The sequence below is a fragment of the Bacillus sp. FSL W8-1202 genome (assembly GCF_038006165.1).
Lineage (GTDB): Bacteria > Bacillota > Bacilli > Bacillales > Bacillaceae > Bacillus > Bacillus subtilis.
In genome coordinates, this window is sequence record NZ_JBBOUR010000001.1 from 2243191 (window position 1) to 2265609 (window position 22419).

The 22419-nt window shown below is 46.4% G+C and carries 22 protein-coding genes and 1 pseudogene; 11 read left to right on the plus strand and 12 right to left on the minus strand.

The features are described from left to right. Positions 1–71: 71 nt before the first annotated feature. From sbcD to hlpB, 3 genes are read left to right on the plus strand one after another with little or no spacing between them, the layout of a single operon-like run. Entirely contained in the window at positions 72–1247 is a 1176-nt protein-coding gene (sbcD, locus tag NSQ09_RS11595; RefSeq protein WP_095843616.1) for an exonuclease subunit SbcD, read from the plus strand. Then, complete coding sequence (gene sbcC / locus NSQ09_RS11600) at positions 1244–4636, plus strand: exonuclease subunit SbcC (protein ID WP_341031449.1); 3393 nt, start codon at positions 1244–1246, stop codon at positions 4634–4636. Before sbcD ends, sbcC begins: the two co-directional genes overlap by 4 nt. Before the next feature lie 13 nt (positions 4637–4649). After that, on the plus strand, positions 4650–4949 hold the full coding sequence (gene hlpB, locus NSQ09_RS11605) for an HNH nuclease-like protein HlpB (RefSeq protein ID WP_017696570.1): 300 nt from the start codon (positions 4650–4652) through the stop codon (positions 4947–4949). A gap of 36 nt (positions 4950–4985) precedes the next feature. On the opposite strand, the gene NSQ09_RS11610 is transcribed toward hlpB, so the two are convergent. The 8 genes from NSQ09_RS11610 to NSQ09_RS11645 form a co-directional block, all read right to left on the minus strand. Continuing rightward, entirely contained in the window at positions 4986–5204 is a 219-nt protein-coding gene (locus tag NSQ09_RS11610) for a spore germination protein (protein WP_003233096.1), read from the minus strand. Between the two features lie 31 nt (positions 5205–5235). Continuing rightward, a complete protein-coding gene (locus NSQ09_RS11615) occupies positions 5236–5637 on the minus strand; it encodes a spore germination protein GerPE (protein WP_010886467.1) in 402 nt (133 codons plus the stop codon). Beyond that, complete coding sequence (gene gerPD / locus NSQ09_RS11620) at positions 5637–5813, minus strand: spore germination protein GerPD (protein WP_003233093.1); 177 nt, start codon at positions 5811–5813, stop codon at positions 5637–5639. Before gerPD ends, NSQ09_RS11615 begins: the two co-directional genes overlap by 1 nt. After that, positions 5810–6427, minus strand: a complete 618-nt coding sequence (locus NSQ09_RS11625) for a spore germination protein GerPC (RefSeq protein WP_014479393.1) — start codon at positions 6425–6427, stop codon at positions 5810–5812. Before NSQ09_RS11625 ends, gerPD begins: the two co-directional genes overlap by 4 nt. Positions 6428–6449: 22 nt before the next feature. Next, a complete protein-coding gene (gerPB, locus tag NSQ09_RS11630) occupies positions 6450–6683 on the minus strand; it encodes a spore germination protein GerPB (protein ID WP_003233090.1) in 234 nt (77 codons plus the stop codon). A 14-nt stretch (positions 6684–6697) separates the two neighbouring features. Continuing rightward, on the minus strand, positions 6698–6919 hold the full coding sequence (locus NSQ09_RS11635) for a spore germination protein (protein ID WP_003233088.1): 222 nt from the start codon (positions 6917–6919) through the stop codon (positions 6698–6700). 421 nt (positions 6920–7340) lie between these two features. Then, complete coding sequence (gene yisI / locus NSQ09_RS11640; RefSeq protein WP_003233086.1) at positions 7341–7511, minus strand: aspartyl-phosphate phosphatase YisI; 171 nt, start codon at positions 7509–7511, stop codon at positions 7341–7343. A gap of 145 nt (positions 7512–7656) precedes the next feature. Further along, the gene (locus tag NSQ09_RS11645) at positions 7657–8580 is read right to left on the minus strand and encodes a CotH kinase family protein (protein ID WP_017696569.1); all 924 of its coding nucleotides are present in this window, start codon (positions 8578–8580) and stop codon (positions 7657–7659) included. A gap of 154 nt (positions 8581–8734) precedes the next feature. On the opposite strand from NSQ09_RS11645, the gene NSQ09_RS11650 reads away from it, so the two are divergent. The 3 genes from NSQ09_RS11650 to wprA all read left to right on the plus strand — a co-directional run bounded on the left by NSQ09_RS11650 (position 8735) and on the right by wprA (position 12964). Beyond that, positions 8735–9640, plus strand: coding sequence for a fumarylacetoacetate hydrolase family protein (locus NSQ09_RS11650; RefSeq protein ID WP_017696568.1), 906 nt, complete (start codon positions 8735–8737; stop codon positions 9638–9640). A gap of 115 nt (positions 9641–9755) precedes the next feature. Then, positions 9756–10112 carry a YisL family protein gene (locus NSQ09_RS11655; protein WP_003244937.1) on the plus strand — a complete coding sequence of 119 codons (357 nt, stop codon included), beginning with the start codon at positions 9756–9758 and terminating at the stop codon, positions 10110–10112. A gap of 167 nt (positions 10113–10279) precedes the next feature. Further along, positions 10280–12964: a cell wall-associated protease WprA gene (gene wprA, locus NSQ09_RS11660; protein WP_017696566.1), complete on the plus strand. Its 2685-nt coding sequence runs from the start codon at positions 10280–10282 to the stop codon at positions 12962–12964. Between the two features lie 30 nt (positions 12965–12994). Here the strand turns inward: wprA and NSQ09_RS11665 are convergent, their stop codons facing one another. Then, positions 12995–13576, minus strand: coding sequence for a DUF2777 domain-containing protein (locus NSQ09_RS11665; protein WP_072692655.1), 582 nt, complete (start codon positions 13574–13576; stop codon positions 12995–12997). A 145-nt stretch (positions 13577–13721) separates the two neighbouring features. On the opposite strand from NSQ09_RS11665, the gene asnB reads away from it, so the two are divergent. Next, positions 13722–15566: an asparagine synthase (glutamine-hydrolyzing) gene (asnB, locus tag NSQ09_RS11670; protein ID WP_326233870.1), complete on the plus strand. Its 1845-nt coding sequence runs from the start codon at positions 13722–13724 to the stop codon at positions 15564–15566. A gap of 80 nt (positions 15567–15646) precedes the next feature. Beyond that, positions 15647–16476 (plus strand): annotated as a pseudogene (locus NSQ09_RS11675) (phytoene/squalene synthase family protein). Positions 16477–16505: 29 nt separating this feature from the next. Here NSQ09_RS11675 and NSQ09_RS11680 read toward each other — a convergent pair. Continuing rightward, positions 16506–17873: an MATE family efflux transporter gene (locus NSQ09_RS11680; RefSeq protein ID WP_003233074.1), complete on the minus strand. Its 1368-nt coding sequence runs from the start codon at positions 17871–17873 to the stop codon at positions 16506–16508. A gap of 123 nt (positions 17874–17996) precedes the next feature. On the opposite strand from NSQ09_RS11680, the gene NSQ09_RS11685 reads away from it, so the two are divergent. From NSQ09_RS11685 to iolX, 3 genes are all read left to right on the plus strand, one after another. Further along, positions 17997–18860 carry an AraC family transcriptional regulator gene (locus NSQ09_RS11685; RefSeq protein WP_003245539.1) on the plus strand — a complete coding sequence of 288 codons (864 nt, stop codon included), beginning with the start codon at positions 17997–17999 and terminating at the stop codon, positions 18858–18860. A 17-nt stretch (positions 18861–18877) separates the two neighbouring features. Then, the gene (gene degA / locus NSQ09_RS11690) at positions 18878–19891 is read left to right on the plus strand and encodes a transcriptional regulator DegA (protein WP_017696562.1); all 1014 of its coding nucleotides are present in this window, start codon (positions 18878–18880) and stop codon (positions 19889–19891) included. A gap of 208 nt (positions 19892–20099) precedes the next feature. Continuing rightward, complete coding sequence (gene iolX / locus NSQ09_RS11695; protein WP_017696561.1) at positions 20100–21128, plus strand: scyllo-inositol 2-dehydrogenase; 1029 nt, start codon at positions 20100–20102, stop codon at positions 21126–21128. 50 nt (positions 21129–21178) lie between these two features. Here the strand turns inward: iolX and NSQ09_RS11700 are convergent, their stop codons facing one another. Both NSQ09_RS11700 and NSQ09_RS11705 read right to left on the minus strand, forming a co-directional pair. Beyond that, complete coding sequence (locus tag NSQ09_RS11700) at positions 21179–21697, minus strand: DinB family protein (RefSeq protein WP_129137572.1); 519 nt, start codon at positions 21695–21697, stop codon at positions 21179–21181. Between the two features lie 49 nt (positions 21698–21746). Continuing rightward, positions 21747–22409 carry a LysE family transporter gene (locus NSQ09_RS11705; RefSeq protein WP_015252394.1) on the minus strand — a complete coding sequence of 221 codons (663 nt, stop codon included), beginning with the start codon at positions 22407–22409 and terminating at the stop codon, positions 21747–21749. Between the last annotated feature and the right edge of the window lie 10 nt (positions 22410–22419).

Consider the following 22419-nt stretch of genomic DNA (forward strand, 5'->3'; position numbering starts at 1 on the left):
CGAGATCCATAGGCTCCGGAATTTCAGGCGGAGCGGGTCTCGTTTTCTATATAAAAGAGAGGTGAAAGCATTTGCGAATTTTACATACGGCTGACTGGCATCTTGGAAAAACGCTTGAAGGAAGAAGCAGGCTGAGTGAACAGGCCGATGTGCTGGATGAAATGAATACGATTGTAAAGGATGAGCAGATCGATGCCATTGTAATGGCGGGGGATGCATTTGACACCGTAAACCCGCCGGCTTTAGCCGAGCAGCTGTTTTATGAAAGCCTGTCTGCGCTTAGCGACAGAGGAAAGCGCCCGATCGTCGTCATTGCCGGAAACCACGATAATCCTGACCGTTTGTCCGCCGCTTCACCGCTGACACATGAAAACGGCATTCATTTAATCGGTTATCCGACAACAGAGCCGATTCATATTGAAGTGCCTTCAGCAGGAGAGCTTTTGGCGGTTGGAGCGCTGGCGTACCCATCTGAAGCGCGGTTAAATGAAGTGCTATCCGATACGTTTGATGAAAAGCTGCTCCGTGATCACTATGATGTGAAAATCAGGCAGGCGTTTGAGCATATGACAAGCCGGTTCCGGAACGATGCAGTGAAGATTGCCGCCAGCCATATTTATGTGGCAGGCGGAAACCAAACCGATTCAGAGCGGCCGATTGAAGTCGGCGGTGCATACACGGTGGCTGCTGAAAGCCTGCCGGCAGATGCCGCTTACGTTGCGCTCGGCCATTTGCATCGCCCGCAAACGATCAAGCGGGCGAGGACGCTTGCGCGTTATTCAGGATCTCCGCTCGCCTACAGCTTTTCTGAAGCGGGCTACGCTAAATCAGTGACGATTGTGGACGCAAAGCCTGGGGAAGAGGCCAGTTGGCAAGAGGTGTTATTATCAAGCGGCAAGCCACTTGTGAAGTGGAAAGCAGCAAATGGATTAAGTGAGGTGTACAGCTGGCTGGATGAAGGCAGAGATCAGAATGCTTGGATTGACTTGGAAATCCGTGTCGCGGACCAGCTGTCACTTGAAGAGATTCACAGGCTGCGGAAGGCGCACCCGGGCTTTATCCATATCAGGCCGGTTTTTGAAGAACAGAACAAAGACCGGAAACGGATCGAGGTTAAACATGTCTCAATCGAGGACCGCTTTAAGAAATTTTATGAAAAACAAACTGGCGGTGCGGTGCCGGATGAAGAAATGGTGAGGCTGTTTTTAGAGCTTGCATCAGGGGTTGAAGAGGAGGATGCGAAATGAAGCCGATCGCCTTAAGCATTAAGGGGCTCCACAGCTTTAGAGAGGAGCAGACGATAGATTTTGAAGGCCTTTCCGGTGCCGGTGTTTTCGGCATTTTCGGCCCGACAGGAAGCGGTAAATCCTCTATTCTCGACGCAATGACGCTTGCTTTATACGGAAAGGTGGAACGGGCGGCGAATAATACGCACGGAACTTTAAACCACGCCGAAGATACGCTGTCTGTTTCCTTTACCTTTGCGCTTCAGACGAATCACCAAATCTCATACAAAGTCGAGCGTGTGTTTAAGAGAACGGATGAAATGAAGGTGAAAACGGCACTTTGCCGCTTCATCGAAATCAAGGACGAGCATACGGTGCTGGCTGATAAAGCCAGCGAAGTGAATAAAAGAGTTGAGGAGCTCTTAGGGCTGACGATCGACGATTTTACGAGAGCGGTGGTGCTGCCCCAAGGGAAATTTGCTGAATTTCTGTCTTTAAAAGGGGCAGAGCGCAGGCATATGCTTCAGCGTTTATTTAATTTGGAGCAATATGGAGACAGGCTTGTGAAAAAGCTGAGACGGCAGGCGCAGGAAGCCAATGCGAGAAAAAATGAAATGCTTGCTGAACAGTCCGGTCTCGGTGAGGCGAGCTCAGAGGCAGTTGAGCAGGCTGAAAAGGCTCTCGAACAAGCTGAAGCCCGGCTGGAAGCGATGAGGAAGAACCGTGATCAGGCGAGAGAGCGGTTTACAGAGCATCAGGAGATATGGAATGTTCAAAAGGAAAAATCCGCTTATGAAGCAGAGGAAAAACGTCTCGCAGAAGAACAGCCGCATATAGACAGCATGCAAAAACGCCTGCTGGAAGCAGAAACAGCAGCAGCCCTTAAGCCCTATGCGGACCGGTACGCAGAAGCGATCCAGCATGAGGAGCAAGCTGAAAAGGAACAAACGCTAGCCCAAAAGGATTTAGCAGACCGGACAGCTTTCTTTCAGCAAAAACATGAAGAGTATGAAGCGTGGCGCCAGCATAAAAGCGAGAAAGAGCCTGAGCTTTTAACCAAACAGGAACAGCTTTCCCGCTTGCAGGAAATCGAAATCAAACTGAGTGAGGCCAAGCAAGAGGAAGAGCGCAAAAAGGCTGACCTCCGGCAGAAAGAAGAGGCTCTTCAATCTGTCATGAATGAATTGGAGACGGTAACAGACCGCCTGACACGAGGGCAAAACAGACAGACAGAATTGAAACAGCAGCTCAAATCCCTGCAGGTGACATCCAATGAGCGAAAAAGCTGCCATCAGGCTGCAGAAATGGCATTGCGCATCAGACAAACCGAGGAGCAAATCAAAAAAGAGAAAAAACGAAGTGAAGAATTGAACCTCGTGCTGCAGAAGATGAATGAAGAGAAGAATACACTCGTTCAAAAGACGGAAGCGGAAGAAAACAACATCATTCAGGCATATGAGGCTGTACAAACTGTGTACCATTTGGTGTGCGAAACGGAACGCTCATTAACACATATGACGGAAGAGGCTAGAAAGAGTCAACACACGCTTCACTTACAGCGTGAAAAAGCAAGGGTGGCACTGCTGACAAAAGAGTTAGCCCAAAAGCTGACTGCCGGTAAGCCTTGCCCGGTATGCGGTTCAACCGATCATGATCCATCTGCCTCAGTACATGAAACATATGAAGCCGACAGCCATCTTGAAGAGGACATTAAACGGACAGATGTATTATTGACGGAAGCTGCAGCTCTCAGCCAGGAGATTCTTTCAGCCAAAATTACGCTTGAAGAACAGTCCGCGCGCTTTATTGAACAGTGTCCGTTTTTGCAGACAATTCAAGCACAGAACCTTGAAGCGGCAGCTTCCTTCGAACATCAGCCGGTGTATGAAGCATTTGAAACTGCCAAATTTGAATGGAAACGAATCAAGCAGGACATTCTTTCTGTTAAGACACGAATGGCACAAATGATTGGCGCCTATCAGGAGTCTTTAAAAAAGGCCGAGCAGCTTAATGAAAAAATCGGTTTTGAAAAAAGAGAAGCTGACCGTATTGAAAGCATCATCAGCGAGCTTCAATCCTCAATGGACAGCAGTCTGAATATGTTTAAAGAAGCATTTCAGAATCAATCTGTGGACGAAGCAGAAAAATGGCAGCAAGCCATTGAAGAAAAGGACCGGGCTGCAGAAGAATGTGAAAAACGAATTGAGAAGAGTATCGCGTTTCTTGCTGAGCATGAAGCACAAAAGGAAAAACTGCGGGAATCTGGACACCGGCTTGAACGGGAAAAGCTGGAGCTTCATTATGCGGCTGAACGCATCAAGAGCGTGATAGCTGATTATGAGCACGAACTCGGAGATTATGCAAAAGGAGATTCGATTCAAATCAAACTCCGCTCTGTCCAGCAGGATCTAAAGCTGTTAAAGGAAAAAGAACAATCTTTATATGAAGAACTGCAAAGCGCCCAAATGAAGCTCAACCAGGCGAAAAGCCGCGCTTCTGCAAGCGAGCTCACTCTTCAAGAGGCGAAGGGCAGATTGGAAAAAGCAAAAGCTGCTTGGCTTGAGCATACAAAAAACACCTCCATTACCCGGATTGAGGAGGTTGAACAAAGTCTCATCCCAGATGATGAACTTGAAAAGATAAAAACCGGCATAGACCAGTTTATGGATAAACTGAAGCAAAATGCTGCAAACTTAAAACGAGTAGCAGAGATACTTGCCGGCAGAGCATTATCAGAGAGCGAATGGAACGAAACCGTTGCAGCATTACAAAAAGCTGAGGACGCATTTGGCGCTGCTATAGAGGAAAAAGGCGCGGCAGCAAAAGCACTGGCTGTCATTCGCGACCATCATAAACGGTTTAATGAAATTGAAGCTGAACTGAAAAAATGGCAGACGCATATCGACAGGCTGGACAAGCTGCAAGCTGTGTTTAAAGGCAATACCTTCGTCGAATTTTTAGCTGAGGAGCAGCTTGAAAGCGTTGCGAGGGACGCCTCAGCAAGACTCAGTATGCTGACAAGACAGCGCTATGCCATCGAAGTAGATTCAGAAGGCGGCTTCGTGATGCGGGATGACGCGAATGGAGGCGTACGACGCCCGGTTTCCAGTTTGTCTGGAGGAGAGACCTTCCTCACCTCGCTTTCACTTGCTCTTGCGCTGTCTGCGCAGATTCAGCTTCGCGGGGAATACCCGCTTCAGTTCTTTTTCTTAGATGAAGGCTTCGGCACACTGGATCAAGATCTGCTTGATACGGTTGTAACGGCCTTGGAAAAACTTCAGTCAGACAATCTGGCTGTCGGTGTCATCAGCCATGTGCAGGAACTGCGTGCACGGCTTCCGAAAAAGCTGATCGTCCATCCGGCTGAACCGAGCGGCCGCGGTACGCGGGTATCACTTGAGTTGATGTAAGGGAGGAGCGGATATGGCAAAGCAGACTGCCGGAATATGTGAGCTGTGCGGCCGGAGCGATGTCCAGCTGACAGAGCATCATCTCACACCAGAGGAAGGCGGAACGTTTTTGCCGACAGCGATGCTCTGTATTCCTTGCCATAAACAGATTCATGCCTTATATGCCAATCAAGAGCTCGCTTTACGTTTAAACGGAATGGCTGAACTCAGAAGCGATCCAGAGCTTGCCCGGTTTGTCAAATGGATCAGAAAACAGCCGCCTGAGAAGCTGATCAAAACAAAGAAATCAAATGAACGAAAAAAGAAAAAATGACTAAAAAGCAGCCCTCTCTTAGCAGAGCGGCTGCTTTTATCCGTTTCCAACCATATCCTGATCGTTGACATCGGGGTCTATATAATTTGTCGCGTTGACTGCATTATTTAATAGAAGGAAATCTCCCGTGTTTCCTGCTCCCGAACCGAGCGCAGATTTTGAAGAGCTTTTCGGAGAAAGGTAAAAGGAATCACCAAAGTTTACGACTCCGCCCGATATGGAATTGATAGCTATAGGCCCGACAATTGCTGGCATAAACGACACCCTTTATCGAAGTCTCTGTTTATTATATGTTCTTGGCGGGCGATTGTGAGCGGGGAGACTGAATCTGTCTGATATGTTTGAGTCTCGCATCACCGCGAATAAGCGAAGCTGATCCGGCATGTAAAACAGAAGAGGCTGAGACCCCTTGAATTTTGATGCTGCGAACATAAATAGCCGGCACCTCGTGGCAAAACGCGCTTTGTACACCTGTTTCGGGGAGCGGCTTCACGGCCTGCTGCTGAAAGATCTGATACTCCTTTTTGTTAAATGAGCCTTCATTATGGTAAAACGTGGACAGAGAACGCTGCACAGCAAATACTTTTACACTCATATCGATTTCATTTGTGTCGCCAACTTGAAACACACTTGCGATCCCGAGAGAATTAAACTTAACTAGTCTGATGCGCGATATGCGTTTAAGCATTATTCTGGCGCAAGCGGAGCAAACGGCCCAATAATAAGAGATTCAGGCGGTGTATCAAAAATAGAAGACAGGTAAATGGATTCAGTGTCTCCGATGTGGAAAACGGAGGAACTGGACACACCGTTCATCCGGATGTCCCCGACTTCCAAGCTGCGGTTGATGACTGTAAAGATCATGCTTGCTCATCTCCTTTCATTTCTGATGGAATATGCTCCAGAAAGTGTTCTACAGCGCGGATGACATCACGCTTCACATGCTCAGCGATATGTTCTGCATATTGTGCAGGCGGTGTATGTTCTTCTTTTTTGATATGGGACATATAATAGTGAATCCGGCTGTCCATTTGTTTTCTGATGTCTTCAATAACATGGTGTCTGTTTGTATCGTCAAGTCTGCTGTCATATTGATTTTCAAGCTGTTCCAAAATATCTGGGATTTCCTCGGTTAAGTACATGTCGACATTCTGGCGGATCTGCTGCATGAGCTGAGCGCTCTCTTCCTGCTGCATCATCCCGATTTGCGGTGTCGACTGGCTGACTTCAAAGTTTTGGACGCTGTTCGGGTCAGTAGGATTTAAGCCGATATTCAAAGTCCCGTCGAGCCTTTCGATTTTCAGCTGATCAAATTTATACTCCACACGCTCAATGGTAGTGGCCGGCCGCTGTTTCATCGTATTCATTTCAGTTTGAATCTCTTTCAGCTGACGTTCGAGCTGCTGAATGTGAATCGCCTGCTGCTGAACGAAGGAATTCAAGTTTTGCAGGTAAGAGGAAACAGATTGATCATACATGTTCTTCACCTCTTTCATATGATTAACGGCCAGGAGGCTGGAGCGGGACCAATGAACCTGTGTCGGGCTCCTGCAGCTGGAGCGGTTGCCCTGAGCCAGAAACTTCTGGTGCCGGCTCTACATAGCTTCCTGTATTATACAAATTTGACAGTGACTTGATTGATCCGGCGCTCCCGATTTGCAGAATGGAGGAGTTGCTGATTGATTCCAGCCGGAGATAGTTGATTTGAATGGTTTGATTAATATAGAAGTTCATGAGCCTCACTCCTTTTACGCATTGGCCACGATCGGCTGATCAACCGCATCATTGTCATACACATTCGTCGCGTTTTGATAATTCATCACCTTGAGGCTGTCGCCGGTATTAAAGCTGCCAGCACCGGCAAACGTTCTGACCTGAGCCTGAGGAGAAATCGTAATGCAGTCCCCGATGTGAACGACTCCGCTCGTACCAATCGCATTAATTTTAAACGCTCCGACAATGGCCGGCATACGAGCACATCCTTTGTTGAAAAATTGAAAAAAGACAGGTAAAGTGAAATGACAATTCTGATTTCAATTGGGCTATTCACGATAGCTTATGACAAACGCACATATGTGTGAGAGATATTTAAAGGGGATATATCGGCTCTTGGTGAAAGCGTTTTATTTTTCGGGCCGTTATGTTTAAACATGGCAAAAGAGGATGTTGGGTATAAATTGAACGGAAATGCGGCGAAGGATGCCGCTATCCGCCTATGGTGATTTTTGTTTATTTCTTTGGTGTTTTTGCGTGTAGAATGCTTTTTGGAGTATGTCGTGCTGCGGTATTCGATTTTTGGGCTGGCACATTCTCGCCCTGAGGTATATCCCAGAAGTGCTGAGCAAAAAGCGGAGTTACATGTGGTGTATTCTACTCGTTATAGAAAATGATTTACATACGGGAGTTTTCAAGATATCTCCCAAAAATCATTTCTTCTTTAATCCGGGTATTCAGCAGGATATCGAGCTCTTGGCTGCATTGAATCGTTTCCTTTGAATTCATGCCGTATTTTTGTGCGGTTTCAATTAGTGTGATCCTCATTTCTTCAATTTTACTGTTCATTACGCTATCTCCAATTCTAGATTTTATTTTGATATAAATACAGGATATCGTTAGTATAATCTATTTTGGCTCAAAAGGTTGCCTTTCGTCAATTTGACTAAAAAAGCGACAATTTTTGCTGCGGCCTTTTTTAATGGAGAAAGGACTAAAGTCTTGCTAAGTGTGCTTGCAAAAAGTCCTGCCGTTCCTCAATTTCTCTAAGTATGTTGGTCTGCTCCTTTTCGATCTGAAAGGGGCTTTTTTTGATAAAAGGATCATCAGCAGCACTTTGACAAATGTCAAGGTGCCATTCGTTGATGAGAGGAGATAATCGTTCAATAGTAAACGACCGCTTCAGCACGTTTTTCATTAATGTGTGATATTGCGACCGGAAGGCGGGAATGGATAGAAGCCTTGACGAAAGCGTCTTTCCTTTTGTCAGAAGCGGGTCTTCGTCATACCATTCTTGTACGGCAAGCGATCTTGTCTCTATCGGGGAAACGTAAAGCCGGCCGGATTCGTTTAAACAAAATGTGTAGTAAAAGCCTTGATTGGTGCAGGCGTTGCCGATCAGCCACAAAAAAAACAGCTTGACATCCAGATACAATTTAATCCTTTCAGCCAATTCGTCATCTCCGGCTGTGCGGATCAGTATGAAAAATTCATGTACGAATGCCGAGGAATCATTGTTAAAAAGGGACAACGGAACCCTTGGATCGGCCGTCTTCACTCCGTAACTCGTTTTACCGGCTGGCTGATGGTTCTTGATGTTTAAATAAATGCCTTCAGGCTGGCCATTGATGGTCAGAAAGCTGTACGAGACAGCGGGAGCAGGTACGCCGATCTGGTCAAAAAAACAATAGGCGAGTCTGCGCCGCATCAGGGACGGATCATCCTGTTCTGCATTCAAAAAAAGTGTCCTTTCACCAAGCAGAGACTTTTCCCAGCTGATTTCATAGGATGTCTTTTCCGCTCTGTCACGCTGTGTGAGAAGAATGGGAGAAACAGATCGATCTGTTACGAAAAGCCCCTTGGCAGTACCTTTCCTTTTCAGCTGCTCCCGATGAAAAAATAAATGCACGCGCTCCATATTCTTTCCTCCTTCTCAAAACGACATTTGTATGATATGTAGAGCAAGCCCGTCCTGAAACGAAATGAAAACGGAAATGAGAAAAAGGGATTTCAGCATTCGACAGAGAATACATGAAGGAGCATTCTGATTTAAAAGATGATGGAGGAATAACATGAAATTTGCGACAGGGGAACTTTACAACCGAATGTTTGTCGGCCTGATCATTGATGATGAGAAAATTATGGATTTGCAAAAGGCTGAAAAAAAACTGTTTGAACTTGAGACGATTCCGGGATCGCTGATTGAATGTATCGCAGAAGGGGATAAATTCGTTGCGCATGCAAGGCAGCTGGCCGAGTGGGCAAAGAAACCGAATGATGAGCTGGGATCATTTATGTATTCATTATCTGAGGTGAAGCTCCATGCACCCATTCCGAAGCCATCAAAAAATATCATCTGCATCGGCAAAAACTACCGGGATCACGCGATTGAAATGGGAAGCGAGGCTGATATTCCGGAGCATCCGATGGTATTTACAAAATCGCCGGTAACGGTTACGGGGCATGGTGATATCGTAAAGAGCCATGAAGAGGTTACCTCTCAGCTTGATTATGAGGGAGAACTTGCTGTCGTGATCGGAAAAAGCGGGACCCGCATTTCAAAAGACGATGCATATGACCATGTTTTCGGATATACGATTGTGAATGATATCACGGCGCGTGATCTGCAAAAAAGGCATAAGCAGTTTTTTATCGGAAAAAGCTTGGATACGACATGTCCGATGGGGCCCGTGCTTGTACATAAATCAACGATTCAGGAGCCAGAGCGCCTCAAGGTTGAAACAAGAGTCAACGGCGAGCTGCGCCAATCCGGTTCGGCAAGCGATATGATCTTTTCCATTCCGGAATTAATTGAAACCCTCTCAAAGGGGATGACGCTTGAAGCGGGCGACATCATTGCCACCGGTACGCCGTCTGGTGTCGGCAAGGGGTTTACGCCTCCAAAATTCTTGCGGTCAGGTGACAAAATTGATATTACAATTGACCCGATCGGAACGCTGTCAAACCAAATTGGCTGAATAAAACTCGAGGGCGGACCCGGACCCGCCCGTTTTTTCTGACAATCATCTTTGTGGCAGAGGACAAGTTCATGGTACTATAAGTGGGGTAATTTATCTGATAGGGGGAACATATATGACACACCTACATATTACGACATGGGTGGTAGCGCTGATTCTGCTTTTCGTCAGCTACTCGCTGTATTCGTCAGGAAGTGCAAAGGGCGCAAAAATCACTCATATGATTCTGCGGTTATTCTATATCCTTATTATTTTGACAGGAGCTGAGCTGTTTGTCCGTTTCGCCAACTGGAACGGAGAATACGCCGGCAAAATGATTCTGGGCATTATCACCATCGGCCTGATGGAAATGCTCCTCATCCGCAAGAAAAAAGAAAAATCAACAGGAGGCCTGTGGGTCGGCTTCGTCATTGTCCTTTTGCTGACAGTGCTGCTCGGTCTGCATTTGCCAATCGGTTTTCAATTGTTTTAATAGAAAAACCTATGAACCCGGCTCTTTGATAGAGTTGGGTTTTTTTATATTTATCCCTTTATATTCCAAATCATTTAAAATAACCTTAAAATTCCCTGTAAGCGGTATCTCGTCCTATGAAATTATGATACCTTCAAGGAGATTCATTATTTTGCAGGAGGGATAACATGAAACGCAGAAAATTCAGCTCGTTTGTGGCGGCAGTGCTTATTTTTGCACTGATTTTCAGCCTTTTTTCTCCGGGAACCAAAGCTGCAGCGGCCGGCGCGATCGATCAGGCGGCTGCTCTGGAAAACGGCAAAGAGCAGACAGGCGCCATGAAGGAGCCGGAACAGGTGAAATGGTACAAAGTGACCCCGGGAGCAACGGATATTCAGAAAAACTCACATATGGCACTGACCGTAAAGAGTGATTCAGTACTGAATGTATCTGTATATCCAAGTAAGGAAAAAGCGCTTAAAGATGAGACGTTTGAGATGTACCGTTCTTTCACAGCGGAGGATGGAAAAAGCGAAGTCATTTTTCCATACGCGTGGAGCGGCCCTTACTATGTAAAAGTTGAATACCTCGGAGAAGAAGAACCAGAGGACGGCGGAACGGCAGAAGCAGCTGCGGAAGCCAAGTATACGATCGGGTATAAAGGCACCAAAAAACAGCCGTCAGATTTAGAAGAGGAAGAAGCTTGCCCGGTTGAAATGAGTGTCGATCAGAAGAAATCAGGAAAAGGCATCCTGGATAAGTTGAGAGCGATTCGTGATGAGCAGCTGAGCCAAACAGCAGAAGGTAAAGAACTGACAAGCCTTTATTACAAAGCAGCACCGTTTATCGTTGCAAAGCTCGCACTCAATAAAACAGCAAGAAATGAAATCTATCAGGATCTTGTGACATTAAAGCCGTTATTTGACGATGTGTCAGAAAACGGAGCATCATCTTCGTATAAGGTCACTGAAAAGGATCAAAAAGCGATCAACCGGCTATATGATAAAGCTTTACAATCAGTCCCGTCATTCCTTAAAGAGGAGATAAAGAAACAAGCGGACCGACTAAATATGAAGCAGCTGCAAGGCAAAACAGCCGGAGCCATTTTAACAGAAAACAATATTGCAGCAAAAAGTGAAGTTCAGACAACAAAGGTTATTTTCAAGGTGAAGGACAATAAAAGCCTCTCATCCGTACATAATGAAATGAAGGGCTTTTCTGCAAGCGCGCAATCGAAAAAAGACATATCTAATGTGAAAAAGGCAAAGAAACTGTTTGACAATCTGTATTCATTTGAACTTCCGAAAGATGAGAAACAGAACGGCGCATATACGGCAAGCGCCAAAAGGGTCAAAAGCGCTGCTGCGACACTATCCAAGATGTCCAATGTAGAGTTTGCGGAACCCGTGCAGGAATACAAAAGCCTGGCAAACGATATTCAGTACCCTTATCAATGGCCGCTTAAAAACAACGGTGAAAACGGCGGTGTCAAAAATGCGGATGTGAAATATGAGCCTGCCAACACATTGCTGTCCAAACGCAAGCTTAACGATACACTCATTGCAGTAGTAGACACAGGCGTTGACAGCACGCTTGCCGATTTAAAAGGAAAAGTAAGAACAGATCTCGGACACAATTTTGTCGGACGGAATAACAATGCAATGGATGATCAGGGGCATGGGACGCATGTCGCAGGCATTATTGCGGCCCAAAGCGATAACGGCTATTCAATGACTGGATTGAATGCCAAAGCAAAAATCATCCCTGTAAAAGTGCTTGATTCCGCAGGTTCCGGAGATACTGAACAAATTGCTCTCGGCATCAAATATGCTGCTGACAAAGGAGCAAAGGTGATTAATTTAAGTTTAGGCGGAGGCTACAGCCGCGTACTTGAATTTGCTTTGAAGTACGCAGCTGACAAAAATGTGTTGATTGCCGCAGCCAGCGGGAATGATGGAGAAAATGCCTTATCTTATCCTGCATCTTCTAAATATGTGATGTCAGTCGGCGCAACGAACCGCATGGATATGACCGCTGATTTCTCTAACTATGGAAAAGGTCTGGACATCTCTGCTCCAGGGTCTGATATCCCGAGCTTAGTGCCGAACGGAAATGTCACGTACATGAGCGGAACGTCTATGGCGACGCCGTATGCTGCCGCTGCTGCAGGATTGCTGTTTGCTCAAAATCCTAAGCTGAAAAGAACAGAAGTTGAGGATATGTTGAAAAAGACGGCAGATGATATTTCCTTTGAAAGTGTCGATGGCGGAGAAGAAGAGTTGTATGACGATTATGGCGATCCGATTGAAATTCCGAAGACACCTGGTGTAGACTGGCATTCAGGCTACGGGCGGCTGAATGTCATGAAGGCTGTCAGCGCAGCTGATTTACAGCTTAAGGTCAACAAGCTGGAAAGCACTCAAACAGCTGTCAGAGGAAACGCGAAGGAAGGCACACTTATCGAGGTAATGAACGGCAAAAAGAAACTCGGCAGCGCCAAAGCCGGAAAAGACAATGCGTTCAAGGTTAATATCGCGACTCAAAAACAGGATCAAGTACTGTATGTGAAAGCAACAAAAGGCGATGCGAAAACATCGTATAAAGTTGTCGTCGTCAAAGGAAAACCTTCCGGCACACCGAAAGTAAACGCGGTGAAAACGAAGGATACGGCAGTAAAAGGGAAGGCAAACAGCAAAGCGATGATCAGAGTGAAAAACAAATCAAAGAAAGTCATTGCTTCTGCCAAAGCTGACGCAAAAGGAACGTTTTCGGTGAAAATCAAAAAACAAAAAGCCGGAACGGTGCTGTACGTCACGGCTGCGGATACAGATAAAAAAGAAAGCAAGGAAGCAAAAGTTGTTGTTGAAAAGTAACCAAAAAGCGGTGCTCGATGCACCGCTTTTTTATTTGCGCCCCCGTTGGACTGCTGAATACATAATGGATCGCTTTCCGTTTGAAGCGGTCCATTCAAAACGGTCTCCTGTCCCTTCGCTGCTGTAGTGATGCTGCATCGCGCATTGTGCGGTGTCATTTGAAAAGTGATAAAAGGACACACCCTGCCCCGCCGAAGTATTCGAAAAGACTCCTTTATTATAAGAAAAGACGCAATCGAATACCGATAAGCCGAAGCTGTGCAAGTGCTGCAGAAATGCGAGAAAGGTTTCGTCGTCAAGTGAATCCAAAAGCGCCATAAGCGGCCGCTTGACTGATTTCTCATAGCGGATGCGTTCTCCGCCGGAAAGGGAGATGTTTTCTGCACCGCATGCCAAAACCAACTTGTCCTGAAAGCCGGCTTGCTCCCACTTTCCTTTATGATGGATCCAGATTGGGCTATGTTGGAGACTGTCCGCCAGCAGTATATCGCCTTCACCGTTTTCGATTAAGCAGATGCCGTCTTCAATGAGGATGGTGCCGTATTCCCACTTTCGTTCCTCTGTATATAACAATTGTTTCCGTTTCATCCATGCTGTCTCCTTTTTCTTCATTCCTCTCTTTTCTTTCCAATTCAAGCCTGTCCCATACAACTCTTTTATGGACAAATCAACTATCTGCCTATAGATGCATAAACTTACTAAGGTGCTGAAACAAACGAAATTGTTACGAAAGAAACGGGATTGGAGCTGATGTCACATGTGTGGAATTACGGGTTGGGTCGATTTTAAAAAGCAGCTCGTCCAGGAAAAACAAACGATGGACAGAATGACAGACACTCTTTCCAAACGAGGGCCTGATGATTCAAACGTTTGGGGGGAGCACCATGTTTTATTCGGACATAAAAGACTTGCAGTTGTTGATATTGAAGGCGGACGCCAGCCGATGGCGTGCACCTATAAAGGGGATACCTACACCATTATTTACAATGGCGAGCTTTATAACACGGAAGATTTGCGCAAAGAATTGCGGGCGCGGGGCCATCAATTCGAGCGTACGTCAGATACCGAGGTGCTTCTGCACAGCTACATCGAATGGCAGGAAGACTGTGTCGACCATCTCAATGGCATATTCGCTTTCGCTGTGTGGGATGAAAAGCGTAATCTGCTGTTTGCCGCGAGAGACCGTCTCGGCGTAAAGCCGTTTTTTTACACGAATGAAGGCTCTTCATTTCTCTTCGGGTCGGAAATCAAAGCAATCCTCGCGCACCCTGATATAAAAGCGCGAGTGGACAGAACGGGACTTTCTGAAATTTTCGGGCTTGGACCGTCCAGAACCCCGGGCACTGGCGTATTTAAAGGCATAAAAGAAATCCGCCCGGCTCACGCGCTGACATTTTCCAAAGACGGACTTAATATTTGGCGTTATTGGAATGTTGAAAGCGAAAAACATACGGACAGTTTTAATGATACGGTTGCCAATGTCAGATCGTTATTTCAGGACGCGGTGACGCGGCAGCTTGTGTCGGATGTGCCGGTTTGCACATTCCTATCAGGCGGTCTGGACTCAAGCGCAATTACAGCGATTGCGGCGGGCCATTTTGAAAAGGAAGGAAAAGCACCGCTTCATACTTATTCGATTGATTACGAAGAGAACGATAAATATTTTCAAGCAAGCGCTTTTCAGCCGAATGATGACGGACCATGGATTGAAAAAATGACAGAGACTTTCGGCACAACGCACCACAAATGCGTCATCAGCCAAAAAGATCTCGTTGATCATTTGGAGGAAGCTGTACTGGTCAAAGACTTGCCGGGAATGGCGGATGTCGACTCATCCCTGCTGTGGTTTTGCCGGGAAATCAAAAAGGACTTTGTCGTCAGCCTGTCGGGAGAGTGCGCGGATGAGATTTTCGGCGGGTATCCGTGGTTTCATATGGCTGACGTCGAGTCTGGCTTTCCATGGATGAGATCAACGGAGGAGCGGATCAAGCTGCTTTCTGACTCATGGCAGAAAAAATTGAATCTGAAAGAATACGTAAATGCCAAATATGAAGAAACCTTGGCAGAAACGCCATTATTAGACGAAGAAACGGGTGTGGATAAAGCAAGAAGACAGCTGTTCTATTTAAATATGCTTTGGTTTATGACGAACCTTTTGGATCGGAAGGATCGCATGAGCATGGGGGCGAGCCTGGAAGTGCGGGTGCCGTTCGCCGATCACCGGCTTGTGGAATATGTTTGGAATATTCCGTGGGAAATGAAAATGCATGACAATCGGGAAAAAGGCATTTTGCGCAAAGCGCTTGAGGGCATTTTGCCTGATGACATTCTGTATCGCAAAAAAAGCCCGTATCCGAAAACACACCATCCGGAATATACAAAAGGCGTGAGCGAATGGCTGAAAACGATCAGAAGCCAAAAGGACTCCGTGCTCCATACCTTGCTGGACAGAAAACAATTAGATCAGCTTTTAGAAACGGAAGGCTCCTCCTTCAAGGTGCCGTGGTTCGGGCAGCTCATGAAGGGGCCTCAGCTGATCGCCCATCTTGCTCAAATTCATACATGGTTTGAAGCGTATCGCATTGATATTGATGAAGGATAAAGAAAAAGCCGATTCTGCTCAAAGGAATCGGCTTTTCTTCATATACAATTGCGAGAAAACATAATAGACTTGAAGAAGCAGTGATACATAGGAGTGAAAAGAAATGAAAGAGATAAAAGAAGCCTATCAGCAATGCGGCCAGATCGTCAGCGCCCGCGAACCAGCCTGTTACAAAGCATTTTCGTTTCTTCCGCTGAAGCAAAGGCAGGCAGTTTGGGCGGTTATGGCGTTTTACCATACGGCAGCCAATGCGGACGAGAAGGCGTTATCTGCCATTGAAGCTGAGGCGGAAGATGTTTTTTCCGGAACGTATAACGGGAATCATTTTTTGTGGAAGGCTTTCGATCATGCGTACCAAACCTTTACTTTGGACAGCGAGCCATTCCGTGAGTTCATTGCCGCACAGAAAGCGGAAGATAAACCGTTTGGAAACCTTGATGAATTGCTCATGCACGCATATCAGACAGGCGGCGCAGCCGGATTGATGCTGCTCCCGATTATGGCGCGCCGGCATCAGGAACAGCTGACACATGCAGCCGGTTCTCTCGGTTTAGCGATTCAGCTGATTCGGATTCTGAGAGATATCGGCACTGGCCAACAGCAAAAAAGCCGTATCCCTCGGGAAGTAATGCAGCAATTCGGCTATACAGAGGCTGATCTCCAAAAAGGCACCGTAAATAAGGCGTTCACAATGACGTGGGAGTATATCGCTTTTGAAGCAGAAGCCTACCTTGAAGAGTGTCAGGATGCCTTGCCGCTATTTCCGCAGTATTCTCAAAAAACGGTGAAAGCTGCTCTTCATTTGTACCGGGCTGTTTTAGAAAAAATCCGGGCGAAGCAGCACGATGTATTTCAACATCACTTCGCTCTCACAGAGACCGAAGTGAAGCAGATTCTGTCTGATATCTAAAAAACACCCGGCCTTGATTGAGCCGGGTGTTACGCCATACCTTTTTGTATCCAGATACGTGAGCGCCATCTTCTGTACATTAAGATTCCCCGGACCCATTCATCCGCGATAAAAGAAATCCAAATGCCGGCAAGACCGAAACCGAGGTGGATGCCGAAAAGATAAGCAAGCGGGAGGCCGATGCCCCACATAGAAATCATTGCCATGTAAACCGGGAATTTCGCATCCCCCGCGGCCCGCAGAGAGTTAATGATAATGACATTAAACGAGCGGCCTGGTTCAAGGATAATGGTCATGGCAATCAATAGGCTTGCAGTTGCTATAATGTCAGGGCTTTGTGTGAAGAGTCCGATCAGGTCTTTTGAAAAGATCGTCATCAAAACAGAGGTAGCCGCAGCAATTCCGAGTGCCCAATATAAGCTCTTCATGCAGCGCTCATAAGCGGCATCAAATTGTTTGCCGCCGATATAACGGCCGATTAAGATTTGTGTACCCTGGCTGATCGCAGTGCCGAACAGCAAAATAAACATCGTAATATTTTGCGTATACACTTTTGTTGTCAACGCCTGCGCGCCCATGATCGCGATAAAATACGTGACAATCATTTGTGACAGGTTGTATGACAGCTGCTCTCCCGCAGAAGGGATGCCGATTTTCAGCAGCTTGCGCAAATGCTCTTTATGCATATGAAAGACTTTTTTCAGCGACATCTTCAGCTGAATGCGTTTGTTGACAATCACAATCATCGCGATTAATCCGATGACGCGGGCGATAGATGTAGACATCGCCACACCGGCAACGCCGAGAACAGGAAAGCCGAACAAACCGAAAATCACAACAAAGTTTCCGGCAATGTTTAAAATGTTCATGCCGATAGTGACAAACATTGTATCTTTTGTATAGCCATAGCTTTTTAAGATCGCGCTGAATGTCATGATTAAAGCCTGAATAAAGGACAGACCTCCGACAACTTGTAAAAAGACTTTCGCATCAGGCATCAGTGCGTCTGATAATCCCATCATATGAAGCAGAGGGACAGCCGCGAAAAAGACGACGGCGCTGATGGCCAGGCTGATGAAGAAGTTGGCGCCGATTGACACATAAGCGACTTCCATGGCTTCTTTCTTTTGCCGTGAGCCTAGAAATTGCGAAATGATAACGGTCGTTCCTGTTGCGATAAAGCTGAACATCACGATAATTAAATTTAAAATCTGGTTGCTGACGCCGACTGCTGCCACGCTGTTATCCGAGTATTGGCTGAGCATCAGTGTATCGGCATTACCCATAAACATATATAATGAGACCTCAATGAAGATCGGCCAAGTAAGCGAAAATAATGAGAACGTTTTGTCAGCGGGTTTTTTCAAAGCAGTTGATTTGAAGACAGCTTGTTTCATAGTGTCTAACCCCTTTCGTAAATAAAATCAACGTTTTAAAGTGTACCTCCATTTCCTTATAATAAAAAGGGATAGAAACGATACTTCTTGTAAAAATCCGACTTAAAAAGGAGGATGATTCAATTGCCTCGCATCCTGTTTACAGTCCCGCCTTTTCCGGTATTTATCGCAGCTGGGGAAGGGGTTTTTAAAAAAGGAGAAACCCATGTGAAACGTGTATTCTCCGTGTTTGATCTGATATATGTCAAACAGGGAACGTTATATATAACGGAAAATGAAACATCGTTTTCTGTTGAAGGCGGCGAGTACATCTTGCTTTCTCCCGGTCTTGAACACTACGGGACGAAGGGCAGTGATGAAGCAACCTCCTACTATTGGCTTCACTTCGATGAACATCGATATGAATTTACGGCAAAGGGAGGCAGCAACTGGTCTGAGCTTCAGCAGGAAAAAGGGAGCTTCGAAGAGCCGGCCCGCTACGGATTGGCCTTGCCGAGAAAAGGCAAGGTGCAGCGCCCGCAGTTTATGGCGCAGCAGTTTGAAAAGCTGATCGATTACTCCGCGGAAAACTCTGATTTGCCGCTCAGAAAGCAAATTTTATTTGAGGAGCTGATGCTGCATCTTCAAAAAGAAGCGTTCCAAATACCGTCTGCGAAAGAGCGGGTAGCCTGGGAGGCGGCCCGGTACTTACAGGAGCACTATAAGGAAAAGACGACAATCAAGGATCTGTCGCTCGCCCTTCACTATCATCAGGATTATGTGAGCCGCTGCATGCAGCAGGTGCTCGGCGTAACTCCGGCACAATACACGAACCGGGTGAGAATGACGGAAGCGAAGCGTCTTTTATCCTCTACAAATGATAAAATGGGCGTTATTGCGGAAACGGTCGGAATGGAAGATCCGACATACTTTTCAAAACTCTTTAAGCAGATAGAAGGCATTTCACCAATTGAATACCGGAAAATTGTCAGCCGGAAAGTTCAATAACCAGACGAGGGATGAACATGAAAACAACAATTTACGATGTGGCAAAGGCGGCGGGTGTCTCGATCACAACTGTGTCCCGTGTGATAAACAATACGGGGAGAATCAGCGATAAAACACGGCAGAAGGTCATGAATGTCATGAATGAAATGGCATACACGCCCAATGTTCACGCCGCGGCTTTAACGGGAAAACGAACGAATATGATTGCTCTCGTGGCGCCTGATATTTCAAATCCGTTTTACGGCGAACTGGCCAAAAGCATTGAGGAAAGAGCGGATGAGCTCGGTTTTCAAATCTTGATTTGCAGCACCGATTACGATCCGAAAAAAGAAACAAAGTATTTTTCTGTTTTGAAGCAGAAAAAGGTGGATGGCATTATTTTTGCAACAGGGATTGAAAGCCATGACAGTATGTCTGCTTTGGAGGAAATCGCCAGTGAACACATTACGATTGCCATGATTTCTCAGGATAAGCCGCTTCTTCCGATGGATATTGTTGTGATAGATGACGTTCGTGGCGGATATGTGGCTGCCAAGCATCTTCTGTCACTCGGCCACACGAACATCGCCTGCATTATCGGAGACGGGTCAACGACAGGCGAAAAAAATAGAATCAAAGGCTTCCGTCAGGCGATGGAGGAAGCGGGCGTGCCCATTGATGAATCACTTATCATCCAAACGCGGTTTTACTTGGAAAGCGGCAAGGAAGAAGCGGGAAAATTGCTCGACAGGAACGCTCCGACTGCTATTTTTGCCTTCAACGACGTATTGGCTTGTGCCGCCATACAAGCTGCGAGAATAAGAGGCATAAAAGTGCCGGATGATCTTTCTATCATTGGTTTTGATAATACGATACTCGCAGAAATGGCGGCTCCGCCCCTGACAACCGTAGCCCAGCCGATAAAAGAGATGGGGCGGAGCGTCATCGAACTGCTGGCAGAAGCAATAGAGGGAAAACGAAAGGCGAAACAAAAAATAGTGCTTCCGCCTGAGCTTGTAGTCAGACATTCTACATCACCGCTCAACACATGAGCCCGCTAATGAGCGGGTTTTTTCATTATGACAGTTGAAGCCAAAAAACATATTGCGTGTAAACCAAAGGCAGTGTAAAATGAAACCATCTTTTGAGAAAGCGCTTGCGCAAAAATGGTAAAGCGGATAGAACCGCTGTTTTTTTAGCTGTTAAGAGAAAGCGCTTTCTCGAAGCGAGCCTGAAATGAGATAAAGGAGAGGATGGGACGTGGAACATCAAGTAAGATGTGCAGTATTGGGATTAGGAAGGCTCGGTTATTATCATGCGAAAAATTTCGTCACCAGTGTGCCGGGGGCAAAGCTGGTTAGTGTCGGTGATCCGTTAAAAGGGAGAGCAGAGCAGGTTGCCAGAGAATTCGGTATCGAAAAATGGTCAGAGGACCCTTATGAAGTGTTAGAAGATCCCGGCATTGATGCTGTCATTATCGTAACGCCGACAAGCACACATGGTGATATGATCATCAAAGCAGCCGAGAACGGCAAACAGATCTTCGTTGAAAAACCGCTGACATTAAGCCTTGAGGAATCAAGAGCAGTTTCTGAAAAAGTGAAAGAGACAGGTGTCATCTGCCAAGTCGGCTTTATGAGACGATTCGATCCCGCATACGCAGATGCCAAACGGCGGATCGACGCTGGAGAAATCGGCAAACCTATCTATTATAAAGGCTTTACGCGCGACCAAGGCGCGCCTCCCGCAGAATTTATCAAACACAGCGGTGGAATTTTCATCGACTGTTCCATCCATGACTATGATATTGCCCGTTATTTGCTAGGGGCGGAAATCACTTCTGTTTCAGGACACGGCAGGATTCTGAACAATCCGTTTATGGAGCAGTATGGCGATGTGGATCAGGCGCTGACGTATATTGAATTTGACTCCGGCGCAGCGGGGGACGTCGAGGCAAGCAGAACCTCTCCATACGGACATGACATCCGGGCGGAGGTGATCGGGACAGAGGGCAGTATTTTCATAGGGACATTGAGACATCAACATGTGACCATCCTATCGGCTAAAGGGAGCAGTTTTGATATCATTCCAGACTTTCAAACTCGTTTTCATGAAGCCTACTGCTTAGAGCTTCAGCATTTCGCCGAGTGTGTCCGGAATGGAAAAACACCGATTGTGACTGATATTGATGCGACGATCAATTTAGAAGTGGGCATCGCAGCAACTAATTCCTTTCGAAGCGGCAGGCCGGTACAGCTAGATGTGAAGCGCGCTTATACAGGTATGTAAAAGCTAATATGTTGCATTTGAGGCTTTCCGCAAAAAAAAGCAAGGACATTTTAGCCCTTGCTTTCTCTTTTCTCATATAACTCATATAAATAGTACATATAATCAGTAGGTACGCCTGAATGGCCCAGCTGTCTCAGCATGGCGGTTACGTTCCCTCTATGGTAAGTCCCGTGATTGACCACATGCAGGATGGTGTCTGCATAGGTTGATTCCAGTGTACCTAGTTTCGGATGCTGCATTGTGAAGGTCTGTTCTAAGTCCGTCTGGCGGCTGAAGAAATCATGATACTGTGACTCCAGCTCGGCAGCGTGCTGTTTAATCGCTGCCATATTACCTTGCGCGGACTCTAATTTGCCTGCGCTGTCTATAATCTCTTGGTAGGCCACTCCCGAAAGAACATTCAGCCAAATGTAGTCAGCCCTGCACATATGAAGCAGCACGTCGCTGACAGAAGGAAATACGCTCTTTACTTCTTGATAGGCAGTTTCCTCCGGCAGGTTTTCGATATGGGTAAATATTTTCTTGTTTGCCCAAGAATGATAGTCATAAAACTGTTTTGCATCAGTCATCAGCATGCCCCCTTTTCTAAGAAATTCGTTTTTTTCATCTGTTTCTCTTTCAATTGCAAAAGAGTGACACCCCAAAATATCCTGCCGCTGCCCACATTACCGCTGCAGAGCATTTGTTTACGATCAGCATAAGCCTGCCGCTCGTATCTATCGTCTGAAACAACCGACCCGCTATTGCAAGGCTGATGAACCAAATCCAAGACACAGCGATGCAGGCGGCCATAAAGAGCCATTTCTCAAGCCCCGAATATTGAAGAGAGCTCGTGCCGATGACGCCGATCGTGTCCAGAATGGCATGCGGGTTTAAAAGAGAAACAGCGGCCGCAAACGCAGCTTGCTTTTTTGGTGTGAACGTATGTTTCTCGTTTTGGCTTGTGTTCGGACGACTGTTCCAAGTCACCCAGCCCATATAAAGCAAAAATAAAAATCCGCCGGCCATCATGACTGTCTCAAACACAGGCAGCTCCTGCACAATGACAGATACGCCCGCAACGGCTAATACGATTAACAGGGTATCGCAGACTGAAGCACTGATGACAGCTGGGAGAGCCCGCCAAATATGCTTTTGCCACGCGCCTTGCTGAAAAATAAACACATTCTGCACTCCCAGCGGCAAAATTAAGCCAAACGCGAGCACAATTCCGTGAATGATTGCATTCATGCTGAAAAAGCTCCTTTCACATTTTTTTTCAATCATAAGAGAGATTGTCACTAAAGTCTCC

Bases quoted from the DNA above. Each gene is read 5' to 3' on its own strand.
- sbcC (WP_341031449.1), top strand. From the start codon at position 1,244: ATGAAGCCGATCGCCTTAAGCATTAAGGGGCTCCACAGCTTTAGAGAG.
- hlpB (WP_017696570.1), top strand. From the start codon at position 4,650: ATGGCAAAGCAGACTGCCGGAATATGTGAGCTGTGCGGCCGGAGCGAT.
- NSQ09_RS11610 (WP_003233096.1), bottom strand. From the start codon at position 5,204: ATGCCAGCAATTGTCGGGCCTATAGCTATCAATTCCATATCGGGCGGA.
- NSQ09_RS11615 (WP_010886467.1), bottom strand. From the start codon at position 5,637: ATGCTTAAACGCATATCGCGCATCAGACTAGTTAAGTTTAATTCTCTC.
- gerPD (WP_003233093.1), bottom strand. From the start codon at position 5,813: ATGATCTTTACAGTCATCAACCGCAGCTTGGAAGTCGGGGACATCCGG.
- NSQ09_RS11625 (WP_014479393.1), bottom strand. From the start codon at position 6,427: ATGTATGATCAATCTGTTTCCTCTTACCTGCAAAACTTGAATTCCTTC.
- gerPB (WP_003233090.1), bottom strand. From the start codon at position 6,683: ATGAACTTCTATATTAATCAAACCATTCAAATCAACTATCTCCGGCTG.
- NSQ09_RS11635 (WP_003233088.1), bottom strand. From the start codon at position 6,919: ATGCCGGCCATTGTCGGAGCGTTTAAAATTAATGCGATTGGTACGAGC.
- yisI (WP_003233086.1), bottom strand. From the start codon at position 7,511: ATGAACAGTAAAATTGAAGAAATGAGGATCACACTAATTGAAACCGCA.
- NSQ09_RS11645 (WP_017696569.1), bottom strand. From the start codon at position 8,580: ATGGAGCGCGTGCATTTATTTTTTCATCGGGAGCAGCTGAAAAGGAAA.
- NSQ09_RS11650 (WP_017696568.1), top strand. From the start codon at position 8,735: ATGAAATTTGCGACAGGGGAACTTTACAACCGAATGTTTGTCGGCCTG.
- NSQ09_RS11655 (WP_003244937.1), top strand. From the start codon at position 9,756: ATGACACACCTACATATTACGACATGGGTGGTAGCGCTGATTCTGCTT.
- wprA (WP_017696566.1), top strand. From the start codon at position 10,280: ATGAAACGCAGAAAATTCAGCTCGTTTGTGGCGGCAGTGCTTATTTTT.
- NSQ09_RS11665 (WP_072692655.1), bottom strand. From the start codon at position 13,576: ATGAAGAAAAAGGAGACAGCATGGATGAAACGGAAACAATTGTTATAT.
- asnB (WP_326233870.1), top strand. From the start codon at position 13,722: ATGTGTGGAATTACGGGTTGGGTCGATTTTAAAAAGCAGCTCGTCCAG.
- NSQ09_RS11680 (WP_003233074.1), bottom strand. From the start codon at position 17,873: ATGAAACAAGCTGTCTTCAAATCAACTGCTTTGAAAAAACCCGCTGAC.
- degA (WP_017696562.1), top strand. From the start codon at position 18,878: ATGAAAACAACAATTTACGATGTGGCAAAGGCGGCGGGTGTCTCGATC.
- NSQ09_RS11700 (WP_129137572.1), bottom strand. From the start codon at position 21,697: ATGACTGATGCAAAACAGTTTTATGACTATCATTCTTGGGCAAACAAG.